This is a genomic window from Flagellimonas sp. ABD4_174 (genome assembly GCF_056160185.1).
The window spans coordinates 2,119,403-2,144,403 of sequence record NZ_JBSWWP010000001.1 but is presented as its reverse complement, the minus strand read 5'-3'; the positions used below and the strand labels follow the sequence as shown (position 1 = coordinate 2,144,403).

At 40.6% G+C, this 25,001-nt stretch carries 27 protein-coding genes; 11 read left to right on the top strand and 16 right to left on the bottom strand.

What is annotated here, in order from left to right; translation table 11 throughout:
- Positions 1-22: 22 nt before the first annotated feature.
- The 6 genes from ACXAFK_RS09520 to ACXAFK_RS09495 form a co-directional block, all read right to left on the bottom strand.
- Positions 23-538: a DUF6787 family protein gene (locus ACXAFK_RS09520; RefSeq protein ID WP_338195013.1), complete on the bottom strand. Its 516-nt coding sequence runs from the start codon at positions 536-538 to the stop codon at positions 23-25.
- 33 nt (positions 539-571) lie between these two features.
- Positions 572-1,021: a DUF6146 family protein gene (locus ACXAFK_RS09515; protein ID WP_224836988.1), complete on the bottom strand. Its 450-nt coding sequence runs from the start codon at positions 1,019-1,021 to the stop codon at positions 572-574.
- A gap of 69 nt (positions 1,022-1,090) precedes the next feature.
- Positions 1,091-1,732 carry a DUF937 domain-containing protein gene (locus tag ACXAFK_RS09510; RefSeq protein ID WP_224836987.1) on the bottom strand — a complete coding sequence of 214 codons (642 nt, stop codon included), beginning with the start codon at positions 1,730-1,732 and terminating at the stop codon, positions 1,091-1,093.
- 77 nt (positions 1,733-1,809) lie between these two features.
- Complete coding sequence (locus ACXAFK_RS09505) at positions 1,810-2,763, bottom strand: D-2-hydroxyacid dehydrogenase (RefSeq protein WP_474957579.1); 954 nt, start codon at positions 2,761-2,763, stop codon at positions 1,810-1,812.
- A gap of 134 nt (positions 2,764-2,897) precedes the next feature.
- Positions 2,898-3,962 (bottom strand): 3-phosphoserine/phosphohydroxythreonine transaminase, encoded by a 1,065-nt coding sequence (gene serC / locus ACXAFK_RS09500; RefSeq protein WP_474957578.1) that lies wholly within the window; start codon positions 3,960-3,962, stop codon positions 2,898-2,900.
- A 72-nt stretch (positions 3,963-4,034) separates the two neighbouring features.
- On the bottom strand, positions 4,035-5,075 hold the full coding sequence (locus ACXAFK_RS09495) for an acyl-CoA reductase (protein ID WP_474957577.1): 1,041 nt from the start codon (positions 5,073-5,075) through the stop codon (positions 4,035-4,037).
- A gap of 85 nt (positions 5,076-5,160) precedes the next feature.
- Between ACXAFK_RS09495 and ACXAFK_RS09490 the strand changes: the two genes are divergently transcribed.
- The 6 genes from ACXAFK_RS09490 (at position 5,161) to ACXAFK_RS09465 (ending at position 13,525) form a co-directional block, all read left to right on the top strand.
- Positions 5,161-5,514: a 4Fe-4S dicluster domain-containing protein gene (locus ACXAFK_RS09490; RefSeq protein WP_224836983.1), complete on the top strand. Its 354-nt coding sequence runs from the start codon at positions 5,161-5,163 to the stop codon at positions 5,512-5,514.
- Between the two features lie 313 nt (positions 5,515-5,827).
- Positions 5,828-6,922 carry a redox-regulated ATPase YchF gene (gene ychF / locus ACXAFK_RS09485; protein ID WP_224836982.1) on the top strand — a complete coding sequence of 365 codons (1,095 nt, stop codon included), beginning with the start codon at positions 5,828-5,830 and terminating at the stop codon, positions 6,920-6,922.
- Between the two features lie 67 nt (positions 6,923-6,989).
- Positions 6,990-7,892 (top strand): DMT family transporter, encoded by a 903-nt coding sequence (locus tag ACXAFK_RS09480; RefSeq protein WP_474957576.1) that lies wholly within the window; start codon positions 6,990-6,992, stop codon positions 7,890-7,892.
- Between the two features lie 102 nt (positions 7,893-7,994).
- Positions 7,995-9,863: a DNA topoisomerase IV subunit B gene (locus ACXAFK_RS09475; protein WP_474957575.1), complete on the top strand. Its 1,869-nt coding sequence runs from the start codon at positions 7,995-7,997 to the stop codon at positions 9,861-9,863.
- Positions 9,864-9,878: 15 nt separating this feature from the next.
- Positions 9,879-12,506: a DNA gyrase/topoisomerase IV subunit A gene (locus tag ACXAFK_RS09470; RefSeq protein ID WP_474957574.1), complete on the top strand. Its 2,628-nt coding sequence runs from the start codon at positions 9,879-9,881 to the stop codon at positions 12,504-12,506.
- Positions 12,507-12,568: 62 nt separating this feature from the next.
- Positions 12,569-13,525, top strand: coding sequence for a sterol desaturase family protein (locus tag ACXAFK_RS09465; RefSeq protein WP_293295271.1), 957 nt, complete (start codon positions 12,569-12,571; stop codon positions 13,523-13,525).
- Positions 13,526-13,674: 149 nt separating this feature from the next.
- On the opposite strand, the gene ACXAFK_RS09460 is transcribed toward ACXAFK_RS09465, so the two are convergent.
- Both ACXAFK_RS09460 and ACXAFK_RS09455 read right to left on the bottom strand, forming a co-directional pair.
- Positions 13,675-14,052 carry a DNA topoisomerase IV gene (locus ACXAFK_RS09460; protein WP_474957573.1) on the bottom strand — a complete coding sequence of 126 codons (378 nt, stop codon included), beginning with the start codon at positions 14,050-14,052 and terminating at the stop codon, positions 13,675-13,677.
- Positions 14,053-14,084: 32 nt separating this feature from the next.
- On the bottom strand, positions 14,085-14,495 hold the full coding sequence (locus tag ACXAFK_RS09455) for a helix-turn-helix domain-containing protein (RefSeq protein ID WP_474957572.1): 411 nt from the start codon (positions 14,493-14,495) through the stop codon (positions 14,085-14,087).
- Between the two features lie 338 nt (positions 14,496-14,833).
- Between ACXAFK_RS09455 and ACXAFK_RS09450 the strand changes: the two genes are divergently transcribed.
- The 3 genes from ACXAFK_RS09450 (at position 14,834) to ACXAFK_RS09440 (ending at position 16,994) form a co-directional block, all read left to right on the top strand.
- On the top strand, positions 14,834-15,883 hold the full coding sequence (locus ACXAFK_RS09450; protein ID WP_474957571.1) for a M14 family metallopeptidase: 1,050 nt from the start codon (positions 14,834-14,836) through the stop codon (positions 15,881-15,883).
- 98 nt (positions 15,884-15,981) lie between these two features.
- Complete coding sequence (locus ACXAFK_RS09445) at positions 15,982-16,461, top strand: Lrp/AsnC family transcriptional regulator (RefSeq protein ID WP_127141951.1); 480 nt, start codon at positions 15,982-15,984, stop codon at positions 16,459-16,461.
- Between the two features lie 14 nt (positions 16,462-16,475).
- Positions 16,476-16,994: a DinB family protein gene (locus ACXAFK_RS09440; RefSeq protein ID WP_338195039.1), complete on the top strand. Its 519-nt coding sequence runs from the start codon at positions 16,476-16,478 to the stop codon at positions 16,992-16,994.
- Position 16,995: 1 nt separating this feature from the next.
- On the opposite strand, the gene ACXAFK_RS09435 is transcribed toward ACXAFK_RS09440, so the two are convergent.
- Both ACXAFK_RS09435 and aroB read right to left on the bottom strand, forming a co-directional pair.
- The gene (locus tag ACXAFK_RS09435) at positions 16,996-17,322 is read right to left on the bottom strand and encodes a hypothetical protein (protein WP_224836973.1); all 327 of its coding nucleotides are present in this window, start codon (positions 17,320-17,322) and stop codon (positions 16,996-16,998) included.
- Between the two features lie 94 nt (positions 17,323-17,416).
- Entirely contained in the window at positions 17,417-18,472 is a 1,056-nt protein-coding gene (gene aroB / locus ACXAFK_RS09430; protein ID WP_474957570.1) for a 3-dehydroquinate synthase, read from the bottom strand.
- A 91-nt stretch (positions 18,473-18,563) separates the two neighbouring features.
- Between aroB and ACXAFK_RS09425 the strand changes: the two genes are divergently transcribed.
- Together ACXAFK_RS09425 and ACXAFK_RS09420 are read left to right on the top strand one after the other, a co-directional pair.
- Positions 18,564-19,739: a proline dehydrogenase family protein gene (locus ACXAFK_RS09425; RefSeq protein WP_474957569.1), complete on the top strand. Its 1,176-nt coding sequence runs from the start codon at positions 18,564-18,566 to the stop codon at positions 19,737-19,739.
- A 54-nt stretch (positions 19,740-19,793) separates the two neighbouring features.
- Complete coding sequence (locus tag ACXAFK_RS09420) at positions 19,794-20,426, top strand: hypothetical protein (protein ID WP_474957568.1); 633 nt, start codon at positions 19,794-19,796, stop codon at positions 20,424-20,426.
- Positions 20,427-20,434: 8 nt separating this feature from the next.
- Here the strand turns inward: ACXAFK_RS09420 and ACXAFK_RS09415 are convergent, their stop codons facing one another.
- The 6 genes from ACXAFK_RS09415 to porX form a co-directional block, all read right to left on the bottom strand.
- Positions 20,435-20,812 carry a DUF4258 domain-containing protein gene (locus tag ACXAFK_RS09415; RefSeq protein WP_474957567.1) on the bottom strand — a complete coding sequence of 126 codons (378 nt, stop codon included), beginning with the start codon at positions 20,810-20,812 and terminating at the stop codon, positions 20,435-20,437.
- Positions 20,813-20,817: 5 nt separating this feature from the next.
- The gene (locus ACXAFK_RS09410; RefSeq protein ID WP_252079723.1) at positions 20,818-22,017 is read right to left on the bottom strand and encodes an alanine dehydrogenase; all 1,200 of its coding nucleotides are present in this window, start codon (positions 22,015-22,017) and stop codon (positions 20,818-20,820) included.
- Positions 22,018-22,062: 45 nt separating this feature from the next.
- Complete coding sequence (locus tag ACXAFK_RS09405) at positions 22,063-22,527, bottom strand: hypothetical protein (RefSeq protein WP_293295264.1); 465 nt, start codon at positions 22,525-22,527, stop codon at positions 22,063-22,065.
- Positions 22,528-22,698: 171 nt separating this feature from the next.
- Entirely contained in the window at positions 22,699-22,833 is a 135-nt protein-coding gene (locus tag ACXAFK_RS09400) for a hypothetical protein (protein WP_293295263.1), read from the bottom strand.
- A 176-nt stretch (positions 22,834-23,009) separates the two neighbouring features.
- A complete protein-coding gene (gene tsaE / locus ACXAFK_RS09395; protein ID WP_474957566.1) occupies positions 23,010-23,429 on the bottom strand; it encodes a tRNA (adenosine(37)-N6)-threonylcarbamoyltransferase complex ATPase subunit type 1 TsaE in 420 nt (139 codons plus the stop codon).
- Positions 23,430-23,433: 4 nt separating this feature from the next.
- Entirely contained in the window at positions 23,434-24,978 is a 1,545-nt protein-coding gene (porX, locus tag ACXAFK_RS09390) for a T9SS response regulator signal transducer PorX (protein ID WP_224836959.1), read from the bottom strand.
- Positions 24,979-25,001: the final 23 nt, after the last annotated feature.

Here is a 25,001-nt window from a genome sequence, read left to right as displayed (position 1 = left end):
TTAAAAATTTAATTTTCCCCGGTTATCGCAAAAATGAGCCCAAGCCCATGCGTTTCAGCATTTTTTTTTCAAAATTCCAGAAAAATTGATATTGTCCAAACAGCCAACCGATCAAAACAAGTAAGATTTGATAGATAGGAAATATCAATAGGATCCGAAGGGTCCAATATAAGGCACCAGGTATATTCTCCGCATCCAATCCAAGCCAATGAATCAGAGGGCCGGCCAATTTACCGGATAAACTACCTGTTATGGCAAAAACAATAAATATGGCGATCATTTCCCATTTGTAGTCCACTCTCCATTTATTCTCCAGTTTTTTGAAACACCATAGAAAAAACTTGATTAGTACCAGATGAATGGCAAGCATAACCCCTAGGGTAAAAAACCATTCGTAAATAGTATTGTTCAAATTAAAAATATGAAGCAGACTTCGAGAAATAAGATAAGCTGTAAGTAAATTTAGGAATGTACCCAAGATCGGAAACAAGAACTGCCAATTCTTTTGGATTTCCCAACGCTGTTTTATTTTTTGCATTTTTAATCTCGTAATTGATGCAAAAATAGCACTTTAAATCCGTGGTAGAAAAGGGCCTAGCCTTTGATTGTACTTTCTTTGAAAATAAATGAAGTAATTGTACAATTTATAGTTCACCTCGTATCCATAATCAATACTTGGGTCGTAGTTGATCTGCAATTCGTACAAATTTGGGTTGAACCTGTTGGGTTGCAATACTCTCTGGTTCCAGGTAATTACCATAATGGCATTTCTATTTTCCAAAAAAGATTGGGAATAGTAGCCTTCCGGCCTGGCAATGGAGTTTAGCCATGTATAAAACCCTGGCTCAATAATAATGATCTCGTATTCGGATTCTGCATCCTTGATTTCTACCGGTTCCTCATCATCAGAATCAAAAAGGGTTTGTTCCTCGTTGGACACATCCAATGTAGCCTTTTGAGAAGTACACGAAACAAACGCGATACAAAACGTCAAACCAAAAAGTAATATTCTCTTTTTCATGATATTAATTTACAAAAAAAGCCACTTGAATATTCAAATGGCTTTGTTAAATATTGATCGATTTGACCTTTATTTTCCAAAAAGTCCTCCCAGCATACCGCCGAGTCCACTTTTTTTGCTGCTTCCACTGTTAAGCACCATACCTGCTAGATCATCGATGACACTACCGTCACCATCGCTGTCCAAAAAGCTTTCTACTAAAGATTGTTGCTTGGATGCCGCGGCACCTCCGCCCATTAAGCCGCCCAATAGACCGTTGAGTCCTTCAGGGCTGCTTACGTTTTGTTGTCTGGTCTGTTTTCCCAAATATCCCAAAAGGATTGGTGCTGCTATTTTCAATATTTGGGCAATCGACCCCGCATCGATCCCTGATTTAGAACTTAGCGCATTCTCTACCTGTGGTTGTTTGGCCCCAAGGATATGGCCCAATATCCCGGCACCATCATCCATTACATTCTGATCTACACCTCCACCGAAAAGACTTCCTAAATCATCCAAAATACCACCATCGTGCTTGGAGGATAGTGCATTCATCAATCCTTGGGCTCCACCTGGTGTGGATGCATTCTTTTTCATGGCTCCCATAAGCAATGGCATGGCCATACTCAATACTTCTGCCGTCTTATTTTCCGATTGCCCTGTTTGTCCGGCAACCCCGCTGACCAACTGTTTTCCCATTGGGCTGTTGATCATGTCTAGTAATCCTGTCATTATGTTAGTGTTAAGGTTAAAGGTGGCAATGTACAAAAAAGCAGGTTTTGTCTTCTTTCACAAGCCTATAAAAGTTGTTATTTAAGCAGGTCAATTACGTTTTGTGCCAGTTCTTTGCCTATTCGCTGTTGCGCCTCCAATGTAGAACCGCCAATATGGGGACTAAGGGATATCTTCGGATTCATAAGTATCTTGATTTCTGGAGTGGGCTCGGATTCAAAAACATCCAATCCTGCGAATGCCAGGTGATTGTTTTCCAAGGCCTCTACCAAAGCTACTTCGTCCAGTACTCCACCTCGTGAGGTATTGATTATTCCCGCTCCGGGTTTCATTAGGCCCAATTCTTTTTTCCCGATCAGGTAGGTGTCCTGTGAAGGTACGTGTAGACTCACAAAGTCTGAATTGGCCAGAACATCTTTCAATTCACTTTTTTGAAGGGAAAAGTCTATAGTCTGTCCGTTGTAAAAAGAAAGGGTCAAGGTTGTTTCGTCTGCATGATGGTCGGTGTACAAGACCCCCATGCCCAAAGCAAGTGCCATTTTTGCAGTAGCTTGTCCAATTCTTCCAAAACCAACGATACCCAAGGTTTTGCCTTTGAGCTCGACACCGGCAGAATAACTTTTTTTAAGTTGTTTGAACTGGCTATCGCCATCCAAAGGCATATTACGATTGGAATCGTGCAAAAACCGGACACCGTTCAACAAGTGGGCAAAAACCAACTCTGCAACGGATTCGGAGGACGCTTCTGGTGTATTGAATACCTTAATTCCTTTTGATTCGGCATATTTTACATCGATATTGTCCAAGCCTACGCCACCACGACCGATCAACTTTAGATCGGGGCATGCATCGATAAGTTTTTTATCCACTCTGGTAGCACTGCGTACCAAAAGGGCATCGACTTTATTTGTGTTGATATAGTTTGCCAACTGTTCTTCGGCAACCCTGGTATTTTTGACTTGGAATCCTTCCTTTTCCAGTAGAACAATTCCTTCCTGGGCAATTCCATCATTCGCCAATATGACCTTCATAAATGTTTTTATTTAAAAATTTGAGTACTGCATTTCTTTTTGGGTATTGTCCTCTGGGGCCCATCACCATCAATATGGCAAGTACTGGTAAGTGAAGACGTCCGAACTCGAACAACGTCCAAAATTAAGTACAGTTATCCTTTCTTTTCGAGTTCGCTCATTATATCGACCAATACGCCGACACTTTCCATTGGCAGTGCGTTGTACATGGAGGCTCTGTAGCCGCCAACCGATCTATGTCCATTGATACCGCTTATTCCAGCTTCTTTGCACATTTCGTCGAACACATCCTTTAACTCATCATCTGTAATATTAAAAGTAGCGTTCATACTAGAGCGATCCTCTTTGGCGGCAATGCCAGAAAAAACTGGGTTCAGTTCTATTTCTGAATAAATAAGGTTGGCTTTACGCTCGTTAATTTCTTCTATGGCGGCTATACCTCCCAAATCTTTTAACCACTGCATGGTAAGCATGGATACATACACCGCAAAAACAGGTGGCGTGTTGAACATGCTGTCCTTGGCAATATGTACCGAGTAATCCATCATAGAGGGGATTTTGCGCGATACTTTTCCCAAGATATCTTCTTTTACCACCACCAGCGTTGTTCCGGCAGGCCCCATATTCTTTTGCGCTCCGGCATAGATCAAATCGAACTGGGAAAAGTCCATTTGTCTGGAAAATATGTCGGAACTCATATCACAGACTAATGGAACAGCTGTTTTTGGAAACTCCTTAAACTGCGTTCCATAGATGGTATTGTTGGAGGTTAAATGAAGATAATCCAGATCAGTTGGGATCTCGAATCCCTTTGGTATGTACCTAAAATTATCTTCTTGAGACGAAGCCACTTCTACAATATCTCCGAACATTCGGGCTTCCTTGATCGCCTTCTGACTCCATGTTCCCGTGTTCACATACCCGGCTTTTGCATCCAAAAGGTTAAAGGCGGTCATTAAAAATTGCATACTGGCCCCACCTTGTAAGAACAAGGCATGGTATCCTTTGCCCTGCAGTCCCAAAAGCTCTAGGGCCAGGGAACGGGCTTTTTCCATTATTTCAACAAATTCTTTGCTGCGATGGGATATTTCAATCAGTGAAAGTCCAATGCCATCCAATTCCAGAACGGCTTCGGAAGCCTTCTGCATTACCTCTGCGGGCAGAATGCAGGGGCCGGCGCTAAAATTATGCTTTTTCATTTCCTAGGTTTAAGGGGTAAAGGTCTTAAAAATTGTTGTATCTAAAAATGGCTCCAACGGTTGGGGACTTTCTTAAAGTCCCAATAAAAATTCCATGGTATCAATTCCGTCGGCGTAGTCGCTCAAGCTTGGTTTTTGGGTTTGTCCAAAATTTATGTCTCCTTCCTTTTTGGAGACCACACATTGAATTTGCTTTTCCATCCTCCGTAAATCCAATTCCAAGCTGACTTCATCATCATAAAATGAATAGAACAATGCGGAAATGGGAGAGGAAAGACTTTGATCCTCTTTTAAGATCAAAAAACCGTTATCCAAAATCTTGAACTCACTCATCAAATAAACAGCTTTGTTGTAATCGTAGTTATTGGCATATTTATGTTGGTGGATAATATCTTTATAAGTGTAGAGTGCTTGGAACAGCCTGTCAAAATTGTATCCCTTGGGTACAAATATTTTGGATACGTTGCGGCAACCCAGCCCATAATATCTAAAAATATCCTCGCCAAGTGCCTCTAGCTCTTCTTCGGTTTCATCTCCGGTGAGCACTGCCACCGAATTTCTATTTTTTCTGATGATATTCGGCTTCTTTCCAAAATAATATTCAAAATAACGACTTGTATTATTGCTCCCTGTAGCGATCACTGCATCGAAATTTTCTAGTTTTTCGTCTACAAATTCGATTTTATCTGCGAGCGAGGGCTCTTGTTCCATTAAGTAATCGGAGAGAAATGGGAGAAGCACTTTGTCATTGGAGGACTGCTTAATCAATACAGAATTACCGGAAAGCAATACACATAAAAAATCGTGAAAACCTACCAATGGTATATTGCCCGCCATTACTACCCCCACTTTTTTAATGTTTTCTCCACTTTTAAAGGAGTATTGGGACAACCAATCGTTTATATGCGGCCTGGACAGGATATTTCCCCATTGTTCCAGGGAAAATAAAATGTTTTCCTCCGTAAACCATCCGTTATGATGACCTGCTCTTGCCACGACCTCTTTTAGTCCCGGGTCGGTTTTTGGGCTTTTTTGAGAACAATCTTGACAAAATTCCGTTAGGTATTTTCCAAGTTTAACAAAAGCATCTATGGTATTTGTATCTGGTGCCATTAAATTTGTACACTAATTAACTAGGGTTTATTTTTGTCAAAAGTAAGCATGCTGATCAGAATCAACCCAAAAGGAAAAGAAAATTATGGCAATAATAATTACGGATGAATGCATAAATTGTGGTGCTTGCGAGCCAGAATGCCCAAATACAGCAATTTACGAGGGAGCGGACGAATGGAGATATAGCGATGGAACTTCTCTTAGCGGTGATGTGGTTTTGCCAGATGGTAAAGAAGTCAATGCCGATGAAGTTCAAGAACCGGTCAGCGATGAACTGTATTATATTGTACCCGATAAATGTACGGAATGCAAAGGCTTCCACGAAGAGCCACAGTGCGCGGCCGTATGTCCGGTAGACTGTTGTGTGCCCGATGACGATCATGTAGAAACAGAGGAGGAGCTTTTGGGCAAGCAAAAGTTTATGCACCCAGAAGGTTAAGATGTAAAAAACTTATAATTTTGCCCCGGACCAAGGTTCGGGGTTTTTTATGCAGGAAAAAGAAAAGGAATATAACGGTTTTTGGAAACAGCTCGGCTGTATATTGTCTCTTGTAGCCATTTTTGGAATTATAGCATTGCTAATTATTGGCTTCTATCTACTGATTGGCAATTATTAGGTCGCAGTACCAAAACTTCAACTTATATTTGCACCCTCAAATCGGTATTTGGTAGGTTATCGGTGTTTTATATTGACAGCACCATACCTAAAATACTGTTTTGTAATCTGAACTCTTAAATCTAATTTCTAGCGAATGAAAGCAGGTATCGTAGGATTGCCGAATGTAGGAAAATCAACGCTGTTCAATTGTTTGTCCAATGCAAAGGCACAAAGTGCCAACTTTCCTTTTTGTACCATTGAGCCCAATATTGGAGTTGTAAATGTGCCCGACCAACGATTGGAGAAGTTGGAAGAGTTGGTCAATCCTGAACGCGTAATTCCGGCCACCGTGGAAATTGTGGACATTGCCGGTCTGGTAAAAGGCGCCAGTAAGGGAGAAGGGTTGGGAAACCAGTTCTTGGGAAACATCCGAGAAACCGATGCTATTCTGCACGTGCTACGCTGTTTTGACAATGACAATGTAGTTCACGTTGACGGCTCCGTAGACCCGATAAGGGACAAGGAAACCATTGATATGGAATTGCAGTTGAAGGATTTGGAAAGTGTAGAAAAAAAGCTTGACAAAGTAAAACGTGCCGCTAAAACTGGAAACAAAGAAGCCCAAAAAGAAGAAGCGGTTCTGATTAAATTGAAAGATGGTTTGGAAGCTGGAACTTCCGTACGTGCCATTGAATTTTCAGACGATGAACGCCTTGAGTTCGTGAAACCCTTGCAACTGATTACGGACAAACCCGTAATGTACGTTTGCAATGTAGACGAAGCTGCCGCCGTAGAGGGCAATGCCTACGTGGAGAAAGTAAAAGAAGCAGTAGCCCACGAAAATGCCGAGGTCATTTTTTTGGCCGTCGGTACAGAAGCAGATATTACCGAATTGGAAACCTACGAAGAACGTCAAATGTTTTTGGAAGATCTTGGACTATCCGAACCAGGTTCCGCCAAATTGATTCGTGGGGCATATAAACTTCTGGACCTGGAAACATATTTCACCGCAGGTGTAAAAGAAGTGCGGGCCTGGACCATACCTGTTGGTGCCACCGCACCACAAGCCGCAGGAGTAATCCATACGGATTTTGAAAAAGGATTTATCCGAGCAGAAGTAATTGCCTACGATGATTATGTGCAATTTGGAAGCGAAGCCAAAGTTAAAGAAGCTGGTCGTATGCGCGTAGAAGGCAAAGAATATATCGTAAAAGATGGTGATGTTATGCATTTTAGGTTCAATGTGTAAGCACTGGCTGTTGTAATCCATAAAATTTCCGCCACAGTAGTTTCCGGACGCAGAATAACTTTGCTGTATGTCCAGTAAAAGTTTAGGGGTTTTATACGGGGTCTTGGGAGTTGTGCTGTTTTCCTCCAAAGCTGTATTGGTAAAGTTGGCCTATCGGTACCATGTCGACACACTCGACCTTTTATTGTTTCGGATGTTGTTCTCATTGCCCTTTTACATCCTTATTTTATTTTTGATTCGCAAAAAATCAGCAGAAACAAAAGTTTTGCCCAAAGATTATGTTTGGTTGTTTCTTTTTGGGTTTGTTGGTTACTATTTGGCCAGTTATTTCGATTTCTTGGGCCTCAATTACATCAAAGCCGGCCTGGAACGTATTATTCTTTTTGTGTACCCGACCATAGTGGTGTTTCTTAGTTGGCTGATTTTTAGACAGAAAATTACACGCGTACAGCTCACTGCAATACTTATCACATATTTAGGTGTGCTGATCACGTTCTGGGAAGAATTGGATATGTCCGGTAACAAAGTGCTCATGGGTGGTTTTTTGGTTTTATTGAGTGCAATTACCTATGCTTCGTATTTGGTGGGCAGTGGATGGTTGATTCCAAAATTTGGGGTCTTACGGTTTACATGCAATGCCATGATCGTATCCACCCTTTGTATTATGGTCCACTATTCAATAGCCGGTAATTGGACATTTATGGATTACCCATGGCCCGTGTATGCATATGGTGTGGCCATGGCCATTTTCGCCACATTGATTCCTTCTTTTTTGGTTTCCGCGGCAATAAAGCGATTGGGCGCCTCCAACTTTTCAATTTTGGGAAGCTTGGGCCCCATTTCCACAATTTTGCTCGCTTTTCTGTTTTTGGACGAAAAACTCACTCTCGGACAACTGATCGGAATGCTTGTGGTAATATTCGGGGTAACATACCTCTCCATCCAAAGCAAAAAGAGGGCTAAGGACTAATATATATTAACAATTATTATTTTTCATTGTTGATTACTTTCTAGCGTTCACCCTTTTATTTTTGCCCCGAAATTTTATATTGCAATGATTAACCCTTAACTAATGGCAGATACCCAATATACTGAGGATAACATCCGTTCGCTTGACTGGAAGGAGCATATTCGAATGCGTCCGGGAATGTACATTGGAAAATTGGGAGATGGTTCCTCCGCGGACGACGGAATTTATATTCTTCTAAAAGAAGTCCTCGACAACTCCATTGACGAATTTGTGATGGGGGCAGGAAAAACCATTGAAATCAATATTAAGGAAAACACCGTTCACGTTCGAGATTATGGTCGTGGTATTCCACTTGGTAAAGTGGTAGATGTAGTTTCCAAAATGAATACCGGGGGAAAATACGATACCCGGGCCTTTAAAAAATCCGTAGGCCTTAACGGGGTAGGGACCAAAGCGGTCAATGCGTTATCCACCTATTTTAGAGTGGAATCCAACAGGGACGGCCAATCCAAGTCTGCAGAATTTGAGACCGGTAACTTGGTGAACGAGGAACTTTTGGAAGAATCATCCAGGAGAAAGGGAACCAAAGTAAGTTTCACTCCAGATGAAACTATTTTCAAAAAATACAAATACCGTAACGAGTATGTGGAACGCATGCTCAAGAATTATGTATATCTAAATCCTGGATTGACCATTGTTTTTAACGGGGAAAAATTCTATTCCGATAACGGATTAAAGGATTTGCTCGAGGACAACAATAACCAAGAGGATTTTCTGTACCCGGTGATCCACTTAAAAGGGGATGATATCGAGGTGGCCATGACCCATAGCAAAACCCAATATAGCGAAGAGTACCACTCTTTTGTCAATGGACAACACACCACACAGGGCGGAACTCACCAGGCTGCTTTTAGGGAAGCCATTGTTAAGACCATACGTGATTTTTACGGAAAAAACTACGATGCTTCAGATATACGAAAATCCATTATCTCGGCAATTTCCATTAAAGTGATGGAGCCCGTTTTCGAGAGCCAGACCAAGACCAAATTGGGTTCCACCGATATGGGGGGCGATCTACCAACAGTGCGCACCTATGTCAATGATTTTATTGGCACCCATCTGGACAACTACCTCCATAAGAATCAGGCAACGGCAGATGCGCTCCAAAAGAAAATTGTACAGGCCGAGAAAGAGCGCAAGGAACTTTCAGGCATACGGAAATTAGCCAGAGATCGTGCCAAAAAAGCGAGCCTTCACAATAAAAAACTACGGGATTGCCGAATTCATTTGCAGGATATGAAAAAGGACCGACGCTTGGAAACCACCCTTTTTATTACCGAGGGAGATTCCGCATCTGGTTCCATAACAAAATCCAGGGACGTGAACACACAGGCCGTATTCAGCTTACGGGGAAAACCGTTGAACTCCTACGGCATGTCCAAAAAAATCGTTTACGAGAACGAAGAGTTCAATCTCCTGCAAGCCGCGCTCAACATTGAGGACTCTATGGAGGACTTGCGCTACAACAATATCGTAATAGCTACCGATGCCGATGTGGATGGGATGCACATTCGTTTATTACTGATTACGTTCTTTTTACAATTTTTCCCAGAATTGATCAAAGAGAATCACTTATACATTTTACAAACCCCGTTATTTCGGGTACGCAATAAAAAAGAAACCATTTATTGCTACAGTGAAGAGGAAAGAAGACAAGCCATTGAAAAATTGTCCGGTAAACCGGAAATTACCCGATTTAAGGGATTGGGCGAAATTTCCCCGGACGAGTTCAAAAACTTTATCGGCGATGATATCCGTTTGGAACCTGTGATGCTGGACAAAGCCATGAGCATAGACGCCCTATTGAAATTTTATATGGGCAAAAACACACCGGACCGTCAGGAATTCATCATCAACAACCTTAAAGTAGAGCTTGACCTTGTTCAAGAAAACCAACTACAACCCAAATAAATGCCACCTTTCTAAATGGAAGAGAACGAAGAACTGAACGATGAAAGTTTAGAAAACCAAGAAGAGTCCCAAGATAGCCTGGTCAAGGTGACCGGAATGTACAAGGATTGGTTTTTGGATTACGCTTCGTATGTAATATTGGAGCGAGCAGTACCCGCCATCGAAGATGGATTTAAGCCAGTGCAAAGAAGAATTATGCACTCGCTCAAAGAATTGGACGACGGTCGCTACAACAAGGTCGCGAACGTAGTGGGGCACACCATGCAATACCACCCTCATGGCGATGCCAGTATTGCAGATGCCATGGTACAGATCGGACAAAAAGATCTGCTGATAGACACTCAAGGTAACTGGGGCAATATTTTGACCGGCGATGGAGCAGCCGCACCACGTTATATCGAAGCAAGACTTTCCAAGTTCGCCCTTGAAGTAATTTATAGCCCAAAAATTACCGAATGGCAGCTAAGTTATGACGGCAGAAAAAAAGAACCCGTTAATTTACCGGTAAAGTTCCCGCTTTTGCTCGCGCAAGGGGCGGAAGGAATTGCAGTGGGCCTTTCCACCAAGATACTGCCACACAACTTTAACGAGCTTATCGATGCCTCGATAAAACACTTGCAGGGCAAGCGGTTCACCATTGTTCCAGATTTCCCTACAGCAGGGATTATTGATGTGACGAATTACAACGATGGTATGCGAGGCGGCAAGATCAGGGTAAGGGCCAAAATTTCGACTTTGGACAAGAATACCTTGGTCATCAACGAAATACCTTACGGCACCAACACATCCTCTTTAATTGACTCCATCTTAAAGGCTAACGATAAGGGGAAAATCAAAATAAAAAAGATTGAGGACAATACCGCAGCAGAGGTAGAAATCTTGGTGCATTTACCAAACGGTATCTCACCGGATAAAACCATCGACGCACTTTACGCCTTTACCGCTTGCGAATCCTCCATCTCACCATTAGGTTGTGTTATCGAGGACAACAAGCCCTTGTTTATTGGAGTAAAAGAAATGCTTCAAAGATCTACGGACAACACGGTAGAGTTGCTCAAAGCCGAGCTCCAAATTCAATTGGATGAACTGGAAGAACAGTGGCACTTTTCTTCATTGGAACGCATTTTTATCGAGAATAGGATTTATCGGGAAATTGAAGAAGAGGAGACATGGGAAGGTGTTATCGATGCCATAGACAAAGGTCTAAAGCCGCATATAGCCCATTTGAAAAGAGCCGTGACCAAAGATGACATTGTGAGATTGACGGAAATCCGAATCAAGCGTATTTCAAAGTTTGATTTAGATAAGGCACAGCAACTCATTGAAAGTCTTGAAGATAGGATAAAAGAAACCAAACACCATCTAGAGCATTTGGTGGACTATGCCATTGCGTATTTTAAAGAGCTCAAAAAGAAATATGGAGCAGGCCGGGAACGGAAATCAGAGGTCAAGATTTTTGACGACATCGAAGCCACCAAAGTGGTTATCCGCAACACAAAGCTCTACGTAAACCGTGAAGAAGGCTTTATTGGCACCTCCCTTAAACGCGACGAATACGTTACGGATTGCAGCGATATTGATGACATTATCGTTTTTACCCAAAAAGGGGATATGATGATTACCAAGGTGGATTCCAAAGTATTTATCGGAAAGAATATTATACATGTTGCCGTTTTTAAAAAGAAGGACAAGCGAACCACCTACAACATGATCTATAAAAGCATGAAAGGTGGCCCGAGCTATGTAAAGCGGTTTAATGTAACCAGCATTACCCGGGATAAACTTTACCCCCTGGCCGGTGACAAAACCTCTTCCGAAGTACTTTATTTTTCCGCCAATCCAAACGGTGAAGCCGAAGTTGTTACCGTAATGCTACGGCAGTCCGGCAGTATTAAAAAGCTGAAATGGGACCTTGACTTTTCCGATGTGTTGATCAAGGGGCGCAGTTCCAAAGGAAATTTGGTTACAAAATATGCCATTAAACGCATTGAACTCAAAGAAAAAGGAGTGTCAACCCTGAAACCAAGGAAAATTTGGTTCGATGATGTTGTGAACAGATTGAACGTTGACGGTAGAGGAGAACTACTCGGTGAATTTAAAGGAGATGATCTTCTTTTGGTGATCGACCAAAAAGGCATTGTAAAAACCATCCCACCGGATATGCTCACTCGTTTTAATGACGACATGATCGTACTGGAAAAATGGAATCCAGAAAAACCCATTTCCGTTGTACACTATGTTGGGGACAAAGAACGTTTTTACTTAAAAAGATTTCTGATAGAAAATCCAAACAGGGAAGAAGTGGTGATCGATGAAGATCCCAAATCGTATTTGGAGCTTGCATCAACCGATTGGAGGCCCAGACTGGAAATTGAATTTGTTAAGCCCCGCGGAAAAGACCCGAAGCCAAATCTTGAGGTTAACGTAGAGGATTTCATTGCGATAAAAGGAATTAAAGCCCTCGGAAATCAGCTTACTCCAGAGAAAGTGAAAAATATAAACACCATGGAACCATTGCCCTTCGAGGAACCCGAAGAGCAAAAAACCGAAGAAATCGAAGTAGTGGACGAAGAACAGATAGAAACCGATGATAACGATATAGGCACAAAGAATGATAGTTCCGATCAAACCTCTTTGTTTTAATTCTTTTTATGTCTAATTTTCCGAACAACACACACCTAGAGCTTAAAGCTTAATATTGCTATATGGATTTTACAAACCCCCTGGTATATGGAGTACCAGTTTTTATTGCCTTTATTTTACTCGAATTAACTTACAGCAAAACTCACGACGACGACCATCTTTACAACTGGAAAGATCTCGCCGCCAGTAGTTTTATGGGCATAGGCTCCGCCATTTTGGGACCTTTGTTCAAAGTTGCCTTCGCCATCCTCCTTTTTGAAGGGACCTATGAGCTTTTTAATCCCGAGATAGACGGGGTCAGAACCAACATTATGGGATACCAATCCTTCGGGTATGCTTGGTATATTTGGATTTTATGTCAATTGGCCGACGATTTTACCTATTATTGGTTTCATAGGGCCAATCACGAGGTCCGTATTCTTTGGGCGGCCCATATCGTACACCACTCTTCGGACAATTTTAATTTAGGTACCGCAATTCGCAATGGATGGTTCACCATATTGTACAAACCTTTCTTTTATATTTGGATGCCAGCTATTGGTTTTCCACCGGAAATGGTGGTGGTCTGTTTGGGCATTGAAGCATTGTGGCAGTTCCAGCTACACACTGTTTATGTGCCTAAACTCGGCTTTTTGGAGAAAATATTCAACACCCATACCATGCACCAAGTGCACCACGCTCAAAATGTGGAGTATTTGGATAAGAACCATGGGGGCTTCTTAAATATTTTCGATAAAATGTTTGGGACCTGGAAAGAACTTGATGATAATATTGATGTAAAGTACGGCGTAATCCACGCCCCTAATTCCTATAATCCAGTGGTTATCCTAACCCATGAATTCAAAGATATTTGGAACGACGTTAAAAAAGTGGACAAACTATCGCACAAGCTGATGTATATTTTTGGACCTCCGGGATGGAGCCACGACGGAAGCACATTGACCGTTAAACAGCAACAACGATTGTTCAAAAAACACAAAGAGTCCAGTCCGGAACTGGCATATCAAAGACCCAATTAATAGAAAAGCAAGGATTTAACCCTTATTTTAACCTTCGAAGAAATCATTTCTGTCGGAGGTTTTTTTTAAACAACATAAGCGAAAGACGGTCAATCAATCAAATTGAAAAAGGTCGTATTTCAATTACAATACAAACTGATTGTCATACGTCAATCTATTTTATGGGCAGTACCTTTGAACTTTTTGCTTTCACTGACAATATTGTATTCAAAAGTGTAGGAAGACCCTGAGGTCGTCAAGATCTTAATGTGAATAGGTTTTTCTTCTGCCTTGCTTTTTGGATTCAGATTTTTTAAAACATATTCGCAGTCATTTATCCAGCGGACCGAAGAAGAATCTGTTTTACCCTCGAACTCATCAACTTCCAAATCCATTGTTCTTCGGAAAATCGTCTCTTTTTCCTCCCCATTTATGGTAGCTTTAAAAGAAAATGTTCCCGTTTTAAAATCTTCGCAATTCCGCTCCGGTGGTTGACCACAAGAGAAACACAATAGAATAACGGCAGTTGTAAGTAGAAATCTTGTCATAAGTGCAAAGAAACGGAAACTAGTCGAAAGGTTCAATCCTTTTTTGGATCAAAAGTCTTAAAGCTACCATCCCTGTAGAGCAATATAATTTGAGCAGGGTTCTCTTTCCTTGAGCTGGATTTTTCAATTTGCGCTGAAGACATAGCTTCCGTGTATTTTGCATCTGTACTTTCAACAATAGATTGTCCTTCTCTGACCCGGACAGGATCCTCCGTATCGCTCTCTATTGGAAAGGAACCCTTACCTTTCAACAACCAATATAGGTCAACCTCAGGGTAGGTATCGACCAACTTCATAACAAAGTCCAAGCTGGGTTTGTTTCTACCGCTCAACAAATGGGATATACTGGATCTTTGCACGCCAATAGCATCGGCAAAAGCGGAAACGGACAACCCAAAATGATCTATGACCTGTTGTATGCGCAATATTAAATCGGAATTCACATCTGTAAATTTATATAAAACAAAAGTAATACAAGTAAAATTCCCCACAATGATATTCACTTAAAAATCACCTTTATACTTGTACTATAGATTTAAATAAATAATATTACACATCTGATATAAAGAGATATAACCTAATTAAAATACATTCTGTTTACATTTGTATAAAAAGCACTGTTATTAGTAAATTTTACAGTTTACAAATGTGTAATTATTTTACAGGCATACATTACATTTGTAAACTCATCCTATGGTATTTTTGTACGCTTTAATTAACGGTATACATGATTCACTATTCAAAGTTTAAAGAAGGCTCTATTCAAGGCAGGTGCATAAACATGGACTCTATCCAAAAATGCTTTTCCAAACTTTCGGAGCCTCTTATTGAAATCGGCAAATCGGTCAACCAAGTTCAAATTCATGCTTTTCAATTGGGGAATGGCCCTATCAAGGTACTCTTGTGGTCTCAAATGCACGGTAACGAATCCACGACCACTAAAGCGTTATGGGATTTGGTGAATTTTTTACGGTCTAACGACCCCTTGGCCTATACTATATTAAAGGAATGCAGTTTAATGGTCGTACCCATGTTAAATCCAGATGGGGCAAATGTTTATACTCGAGAAAATAGTAATGGTGTGGATTTGAATAGGGACGCCAAGATGCAATCACAACCCGAAAGCGTTGCGCTTCGTAGATTGTTCAATTCTTTTCAACCAGATTTCTGTTTTAATTTACACGATCAACGCACACTGTTCAGTGCCGGGAACACCAACAAACCTGCAACAGTGTCGTTTTTATCTCCTGCGAGTAATAAAGAACGTGAGATTACCCCAACACGAGAAACAGCAATGAAATTAATAGCTGGGATGAATGTAATGCTGCAAGAACACATTCCCGGTCAAGTTGGGCGGTACGATGATGGTTTTAACGATAACTGCGTAGGGGATACGTTCCAAATGCTCGGTGTACCAACTGTATTGTTCGAGTCTGGACACTATCCGGGGGATTATGATCGGGAGATTACCCGGAAATACATGTTTCTTTCCTTACTGGAAGCTTTTAAAATTATTGCCCAGCATCAGGTAGATGAGTTTTCTGTTGGAGATTATTTTTCTATTCCCGGAAACCGTAAATTATTTTTTGACATCATCATTGAAAATGCCGGAATAGTCAATCCAACAATTTCTGACATTCACAAAGTTGGTGTCCGATACAAAGAAGTTTTGGTCGACGGCACTGTAGTTTTTGAGCCTCAAATAACGGAAGTTGGCACGCTAAATGGATTTTACGGTCATAGAACCATTGAATGTATTGATACCAAGGGATTTGGATTTACATACGCCGATACACCCTTACTGGATTTACTTAAAAACACCAAGGAATAACCGTTAATACGAACCTGTTCTTGCATTTTATTTAAAAAAAAACCATTTTTATTACGTAAATTTCCTTTTTTAACTAATTTTGCTGCAAAATCAATGTAATGAATAAAGTCAAATTAGACGAAATAGACCACCAGATATTGGACATGTTAATCGACAATACCCGTACACCGTTCACGGATATTGCCAAAAAATTGCTGATTTCTGCGGGTACTGTACATGTACGCGTTAAAAAAATGGAAGAATCCGGAATCATCAAAGGATCTTCTTTAACCTTGGATTATGTGAAGTTGGGCTATTCCTTTATCGCATATGTGGGTATATTTTTGGAAAAAACCCATCAAACCAAATTCGTGCTCGAACGTCTAAGTCAAATACCTTACGTGACCGTGGCCCATATTACCACCGGGAAATTCAATATTTTCTGTAAAATTAGGGCCAGGGATACAACACACGCAAAAAACATCATTTTTAAAATAGATGATATTGACGGTATCAGTAGAACGGAAACTATGATTTCTCTTGAAGAAAGCATCAACGATAAAAGACGACTGATGCACACCATCTTCAACGAGCTGTAATCCAAACCTCTTATATGTTGCTTTCGGAACTGCCTTCTTCTGAATACAATCCATTTTACCGAACCTATATTATGGCTTTGGGAAACGTGGATCTCTTGGAGGAGCTAAAAATGGGCAGAACCGCTTTTTTGTCTCTTTTTGATGAAATTACAGACAAAAAATTGAGTTTTGCCTATGCCGAGGGCAAATGGACGTTGGCAGAGTCGATTGTCCATATGATCGATACGGAAAGAATCTTTCAATATAGGGCACTATGTTTTGCCAGAAAAGACAAAACACCGTTGCCCGGGTTCGATCAAGATGATTATGTCCCAAACTCCAATGCCCATCTGAGGACGAAGCAAAGTCTGATTGAAGAATATGCGGCTGTAAGAGCTGCAACCATCACCCTGTTTTCCTCTTTTGATGATGAGGCGATGAACCAAATAGGTGTTGCCAGCGATTCCAAAATGAGTGTAAGGGCATTAGGGTTTATCATTAGTGGCCACCAGGCCCATCACCTAAAAATTATCCAAGAAAGGTACTTGGTGTAGATCAATAGTCGGTTTCACCATCCAATTCGTCGGAAGCGGATTCCATACCATCCAAACCATCTTCCTCAAATTCAGAAGCAACCAAGTCGTTATCCAACTCCTTTTCAATGGCTTCCTCGAAATTGGCTATAAAATTGGAAAGGCTTTTGCTGATTTTTACCATATAAATAGTGTCGTCCGTTTTAACTTCCACTGCCTCGATCACTTCCCCATTCGGTTTTTTTATGGTAATTATGTCATCGTCGCCATAACCGTCGGGATAGGAATCGATCAAAGTGGCCGCAACGTGGTGGTCCAACTTTTTGTAGTCTATCAAAATTCGTTTCATAATGGTTAGTTATAAATTCCAATCCTAAACTAGAAATTTTTAAACTTGATAGGTACAGAGAGTTGCGTAAATTAAAAAAAAGTAGGTGAACGGCTTATTCGCTGTAGTATGCAAATGCTTTGTGGAACAATTCCTCGGGCACTTTTATATCGGTCACTGCCTCGCCAATCGCCTGCAACAGCACAAAATTGACATTCCCGTGAGAGTTTTTCTTGTCATATTTTAGCAATTGTAGAATGGCGTCAATATCATCTTCGGTAAACTCTACACGGTCAAAATGCTGCAAAAACCCCATTTTTATCTCGTCCAGGTCTAACTTGGAGAGACCTCGAAGTTCGTGAGACAAGTATCCTTCCAAGATCATACCAACGGCAATCGCCTCACCATGTAGCAAGGTTGTTCTATTTGGGTTGTCCAAACAATACGACTCAATGGCATGCCCCAAGGTGTGACCGTAATTCAATATTTTACGGAGTCCCTGTTCTGTGGGGTCCTGCATAACCACTTCATTTTTAATGGCTATGGATTTTTGAATACAGCTAGCTTCGGCAAAATTACCTTCTAAGGTGAGTTCTTTCCAATATTCCTTGTTTTGAATAAGCCCGTGCTTCAACATCTCGGCATAGCCACTTTTGATCTGCCTTGAATCTAATGTTTTAAGAAATTCAGGAAAAATCAATACCATTTGTGGCTGGTTGATCACCCCGATCTGGTTTTTCAAAGAACCTAGGTCTACCCCCGTTTTACCTCCAATAGAGGCATCTACCATAGAAAGCAGGGTAGTGGGTATATTAATAAAATCTATCCCTCTTTTAAAGGTAGAAGCAACAAATCCACCCATGTCGGTCAAAACGCCACCTCCCAAATTGATCAAAAGGCTTTTTCTGTCTCCATCCAACTGCGAAAGCTCCTCCCAAAGTTGTAAACAAGTCCTAATGTGCTTATTTTCTTCACCGGATGCTATTTCCAATATGGCATCCACCGGTCCATCAAAAATATTTTTAAGGACAGGCAAACAATGTTCCTTGGTATTTTCATCTACCAAAAGAAATATTTTTGAATATTTTTTTTGGGCAACATGTTGATTGAGAGCAGCTTTTGCCAATTCGTTGATGTGTACCTCGTAGGATTGTGATTTAACCGACTCCATAATTTTATTTACACCGCTAAATAAAGACTAATTTTAATTATATGGTTATAGATTCCGTACTTATCTTTGAATCTTTAATGTATTGTAAATAATGCGACCAAATTTTGAGAATACTGCAATAGCATTCGAGCTAAAGTCGGACTCCCAGCTGGAGCGAGCTTATTTTCTTTTTAAAATGATTTCCAAAGAACCCCTGGTACGAATCGGTACTGCGGTCACGAATTTTGCCATAAAGGCGCATCTTCCCGTAGAAGGGTTGATTCGGGCAACGGTATTCGACCATTTTTGTGGTGGGGTAAGCGAAAAAGACTGTCTGCCGATCATAGATAATATGTACGGTAACGGGGTATATTCCATTTTGGATTATTCCGCCGAGGGCAAGGAGGTGGACAATCAGTTCGATTTTACCATGGAAAAAACCTTGGAGATCCTAGATTTTGTAAAAGAAAAAGACGCCATGCCCTTTGCCGTGTTCAAACCCACGGGTTTTGGTCGTTTTAAGCTTTTTGAAAAAGTATCTGCACGAAAGGAACTTACGGAATCTGAGCAAGCAGAGTGGGGGAGAATTGTACAGAGGTTTGAGAAAGTATGCCAAAAAGCATACAATTTGGATGTTGCCCTTTTGATAGATGCAGAAGAAAGTTGGATGCAAGATGCCGCGGATGACCTGATTTTGGACCTAATGCGCAAATACAACAAAAAGAAGGCCGTTGTATTCAATACCTTTCAAATGTACCGTTGGGACCGCATGGAGTATATTAAAAAAATATATGGACTGGCCTCCTCGGAAGGATTTAAAATTGGGGCCAAGGTAGTGCGCGGCGCTTACATGGAAAAGGAAAACGATCGTGCCCATGAAAACGGATATGAAAGCCCGATCTGCAAGTCCAAAAAGGACACGGACGAAAATTATGATGCTGCCATTGCATTTATGATGGAGCATTTAGAACATTTTATCATCTTCGCAGGTACTCATAACGAGCAGAGTAGCCTTAAACTGGTAGATCTTATGGAAAAGAATGGAGTTCCATCGAACGATGAACATATTTGGTTTGGGCAGTTGTTTGGCATGAGCGACCATATTACCTATAATTTGGCCGCAGAAGGTTATAACTCTGTAAAATACTTGCCCTACGGTCCTGTTCGCGACGTAATGCCCTATCTGATCAGAAGAGCAGAGGAAAACACTTCGGTTGCCGGGCAAACCTCTAGGGAATTGGCCCTGATTACCAAAGAACGGAAGCGGAGGAAGTTGGGGGATCAGTAACCAAACTGTAACAATTCTCTACTTTTGGACACTTATAGGTCAAATCCCATTTTTATGGAACTGGACCTACTAAAAAAGAGTTGGGAAAAATTAAACTTTGAAACAGGTGAAGATGCAGTGCCCGATTTTTCTATTATCAGAAAAAAAGAGTCTGTTTTAGCTTTAAATACCGCCCGAAAGCTATTTGTTTTTTCAATGTTAGAGTTCGCTCTTTGGGGTGTTCTGGGAATAGTACTTCAAGTTTATTTTCAAAAAGACATCCCTGAATCTTTCTTGCAGTTTAAGCCATTGATTATTTTGGAAAAAATAAATTACTTGGTCTTGGCTGTTTTTATTGCTGCATTTTTATGGTCTTACAATACAATTAAAACAAATATCGGGGTTAGAGAGATGCTATCCCGAATATTGCAAAGCAAACAACTTGTCACGTACTATGTAAACTATAACATCATAGTGTTTGGTTTAACGTTTTTAACAAGTTTTGTTTGGGAGCTTTTTAACAATGAACAGCTTGTAATGTTGTTGCAAAACAAGCATGGGCTGGTGATTCCCGGGCTTATAGTTTTTGGTACTGCATTGACCCTTATCCTTACCGTGCTGGTTCATAAGGCCTACATGTTTTTTTATGAAAGATTCATTCTAAGCTTTAATACGCTACTGAAAAACCTTAAAGAACTGGAAGGATAATAGAATTTTTAGTCAATAGTCGGTTTTACTGCCTGAACTTCAATGTCTTTATCACAATTCTTTACTTTTAGTTCCAATTCTTCCCCATTGTAATCGTGTGAGATAAAATAGGTTTTGCATGGCTTGGATTTAGTGTCGCTTTTACTAAAATCCACATCGCCATCCTTAAAGAAAGATTGGATAAGCAGAGTGTCTCGGTACTGCTCGGGTAGGGATTCAGAAAAAGTCAAGGGTTTAGATCGCAAGTCCTTGAGCACCCTGCAATTGGGTAAATAGCAGAAATCGATTCCCCCTTCACCTGATTTTTTCTTCAAAAAGAATACTAAAAATATCAATCCAATGGACAGCCCTACCAAGTACCACCCCAATCGTTTCAAAAAACCCATCTACATTAAAAAATAAGAAAATTAATATCGTTGTAATTTAACCCAAACCAATCCCCGACCGATTTATTGGTCAAAATACCGTGGTACATATAAAGTCCGTTGCGCAACCCTTTGTCGAACCTAAGGGAATGTTCCAATCCCCCTTCTTCACCAATTTTTAATAAATACGGCGTAAATATATTGCTAATGGAAATCGAAGAGGTACGAGGATATCTTGATGGAATATTGGGAACACCGTAATGGATCACGCCGTATTTTTCGAAGGTTGGTTTCCGATGTGTGGTCACTTCGGAAGTTTCAAAACAACCGCCCATATCAATACTGACATCTATAACTACTGCGCCTTTTTTCATGTTTTCCACCATGGAACTGGATACAACAACCGGCGAACGGTCCTTGCCTCGGGTCGCACCAATGGCAACATCGCAACGTTTTAAGGATTTTATCAGGTTCTTGGGCTGCACGGTAGAGGTGTACAGGGTCTGGTTCAGGTTGGTCTGTAATTTTCGCAGTTTACTGATGGAATTATCAAAAACTTTTACATTGGCGCCCAAACCCAAGGCCGAACGTGCTGCGAATTCACCTACGGTTCCAGCGCCTATAATCACAACTTCTACAGGCGGCACACCACTTATGTTACCGAACATTAAACCGTTCCCCTCGCTGGGCATGGCCATTAACTCCGCAGCTATTAAAATAGAGGAAATCCCAGCGATCTCGCTTAGGGATCGAACTGCAGGATAATTACCATCGTCGTCCCGAATGTATTCAAATGCGATGGCCGTCAATCGCTTTTTGGCCATAACCTCAAAATATTCCTTGTTCTGCGTCTTGATCTGCAAGGCAGAAATAATAATGGTCTGCGGATTCAGGTAATCAATTTCGGTAAGGGTAGGTGGCTCAACTTTTAAGATTATAGGGCAAGAAAACACTTTTTTGGTATCGCGGGTAATTTCTGCGCCTGCGTTGGTATAATCTATATCCAAAAAATTGGCCCCTTCACCGGCCCCGGATTCAATTAAGACCCTATGCCCATGTGCCGTGATGGCATTAACGGCATCTGGTGTAAGGCACACCCGCTTTTCTTGATATTGATTTTCTTTTGGGATACCTATAAAAAGCTCACCTTTTTGTTTATCGATCTCTAAAGTTTCTTCTTGTGGAAGTAACTGTTGTTTGCTAAATGGAGAGGAAGCTTGGCTCATATAGGGTAAATCTATTCTAAACGCCCCAAGGGCATTTGAGCAAATTTACATTTTTTTTGAAGTAGTCTTTTGGCGTTGCTCCAATTTCTCACGTTCCTTGCGCAATTCCTCTTTTTCCTTAAGAATTTGAAGTTCGGTATCCATAGCCTCCAGATCGATGCCATGTACGTGTTTATCCACCAACTTGACCCTAATAAAATAAACAACGGGAATCACTACCATGGTTACGGCAATTATGTACAAGATTTCATTTTCATCCACAATACCCGATTCAAAGGTTAAGACAGAAAACAATTGAAAGCTGTACATGGCAATCGGAATCAAGATGGTGTAATACCACCATTCTTTTGAGGTAATAAACCAAATTATCAACAACAGCAATGGTACAATTTTACCAAAATAGTAATAAAAGGAATCTGCTACATCATTAAAACCATTGTTTCCAAATTCAATTCCTAAAAACGAATATGACGTACTACCTACGGGAATGTATTTATACCAATAAAACATAATAGGGGTTATAGCAATTAAGATTGCAAATATTCCCTCCAAAATGAATTTTTTTCTGATACTTTTTTTGCTGCTCATTACTGGTGATAACATAAAAAAGTTCAAATTATTGTAAAAAAAATGACCCTATTTAAAAAACAGGGTCATCTCATTCTTACAAGGATATCAAAATTATAATTTTTTGATATCCTTTTTCTTGATGCTAGTAGTTTGATCTTTGTCAACTTTAACAACATCTGTAGAAACAGCTGTCATTGCCAAAAATGCAACAGCTAGCAATCCAAAAAAAACTTTTTTAGTGTTCATCGTAAAAGAGTTTTTGGTTAATAAATGAATTCATTCTTCAGAACAAATGTAGGAAAATATTTCAACCTTCCATGCCATTTATCGATAAAATTGGTTTTTAAACGCAAAAAAACAACACTTTGTCGAAAATGACCCGTCCAGAACAATAATTTGTTTGAATATAGACCTATTGCGTTTTAAGAAATATTTAACTCGATTGAACGTGTGTTTTCATCGATAAAATGCAAGAATACCCCCACAGCATCTTCCGGTAGTAGGGACGATATTTTATCGGGCCATTCTATAAATAGCCAAGCATCCGAGTTCAAGTAATCATCAAACCCCATATCCAACGCCTCCATTTCATCGTTGAGTCGATAAAAATCGAAATGATAGGCCAGGGGAGTGTTATTTTTATCCGAATATTCGTTAACCAAACCGAATGTAGGGCTGTTGGCCACATCGGCCGCGCCAAGTTCCTTTACCATGGCCTTTACCAAAGTGGTTTTGCCCACGCCCATTTCGCCATAGAGGCACAGCACTTTGTTCTGGGCTTTTTGCAAAACTGTCTTGGCAATTTCATGGATCTCCTTCAATTGAAACGTTCTCTTCGACATAACTTTATTTTGGGTCCAAAACTACAAAAGGAACGATCATTTCTTCCAATGAAACCCCACCATGTTGATAAGTGTTGCGGTAGTAACTTACGTAATGATTATAATTATTGGGATAGGCAAAAAAGAGGTCGTTCTTGGCAAAAATAAAGCTGCTGCTCAGGTTAATGTTGGGCAAATGTATTTCTTGTGGGTTCTTTGTTGCCAGCACTTCTTTTTCTTGATAAGTTAGGCTTCGCCCGGTTTTGTAGCGCAGATTTAAGCTAGTTTCTCTATCGCCGATAACTTTGGAAGGTTGCTTTACATTAATGGTACCATGATCAGTGGTCAGGATCAGTTTCATTCCCAAGTCTTGTGCTTGTTGAATGATTTCCAGCAAAGGGGAATTTTTAAACCAGCTTAGGGTAAGGGAACGATAAGCCTTGTCATTCGAAGCAAGTTCCTTTACCACTTCCATTTCGGTTTTGGAGTGGGAGAGCATATCCACAAAATTATATACCACCACGGTTAAGTCGTTGTCTTTTTGACATTTAAAATTTTGGGCCAATTGTTTTCCTTGCTTTAGGTTGATAATTTTATGGTATTCCCAATTTAAATCCAGCCCCAAACGCTGTAATTGTTCGCCCAAAAACTCTGCTTCAAAAAGATTTTTCCCTCCTTCGTCCGTATCATTTTTCCACCAATCCGGATAACGCCTTTCCATTTCCGAGGGCATTAGGCCAGAAAAAAGGGCGTTACGGGCATACTGCGTAGCCGTTGGCAAAATGCTGAAATACGCGCATTCCTGTTTTTTCTTGTAATGCACGGATAAAGATTTCTCAAATGCCAACCATTGATCGTATCTTAAGTTATCTATGACCACCAAAAGGGTTTTACTGCCTTCCAGCTCCGGTTGTATTTTATTTTTGAACAAGGTATGCGACATAATGGGAGCGTTATCGCCCTTGAACCATTCCTTATAGTTTTTGTCCACAAATTTTCCGAATTGCGAGTTGGCTTCCACTTTTTGGGATTCCAGTATTTCGAACATTCCGGAATCCTCGATCTGTTCCAGTTCCAATTCCCAATAAATCAATTTTTTGTACAGCTCCATCCACTCCTCATATGTATTGATCATGGAAAGGTCCATAGCAATCTTTCGAAATTCCTGTTGATAATTGGCTGTAGTTTTTTCCGATACCAATCGGGAGTTGTCCAAACTCTTTTTTAGGGACAATAAAATTTGGTTGGGATTTACGGGTTTTATAAGATAGTCGGCGATTTTGGATCCGATCGCCTCGTCCATGATGTATTCTTCCTCACTTTTGGTGATCATCACCACAGGAATGGAACCATCGTATTTTTTTATTTCGGTCAAGGTTTCCAAACCAGAAAGACCTGGCATATTTTCATCCAAAAACACAATATCAAAAAAGGTCTCCTTGATCTCCTCGATGGCATCTTGTCCACTCTGGCTCGTAACTACATTGTACCCTTTACTTTGTAAAAATAATATGTGTGGTTTTAACAGGTCTATTTCATCATCGACCCATAGAATTGTAATCTTGTTCATATAGTAGTTATCTTTGTGGGAAA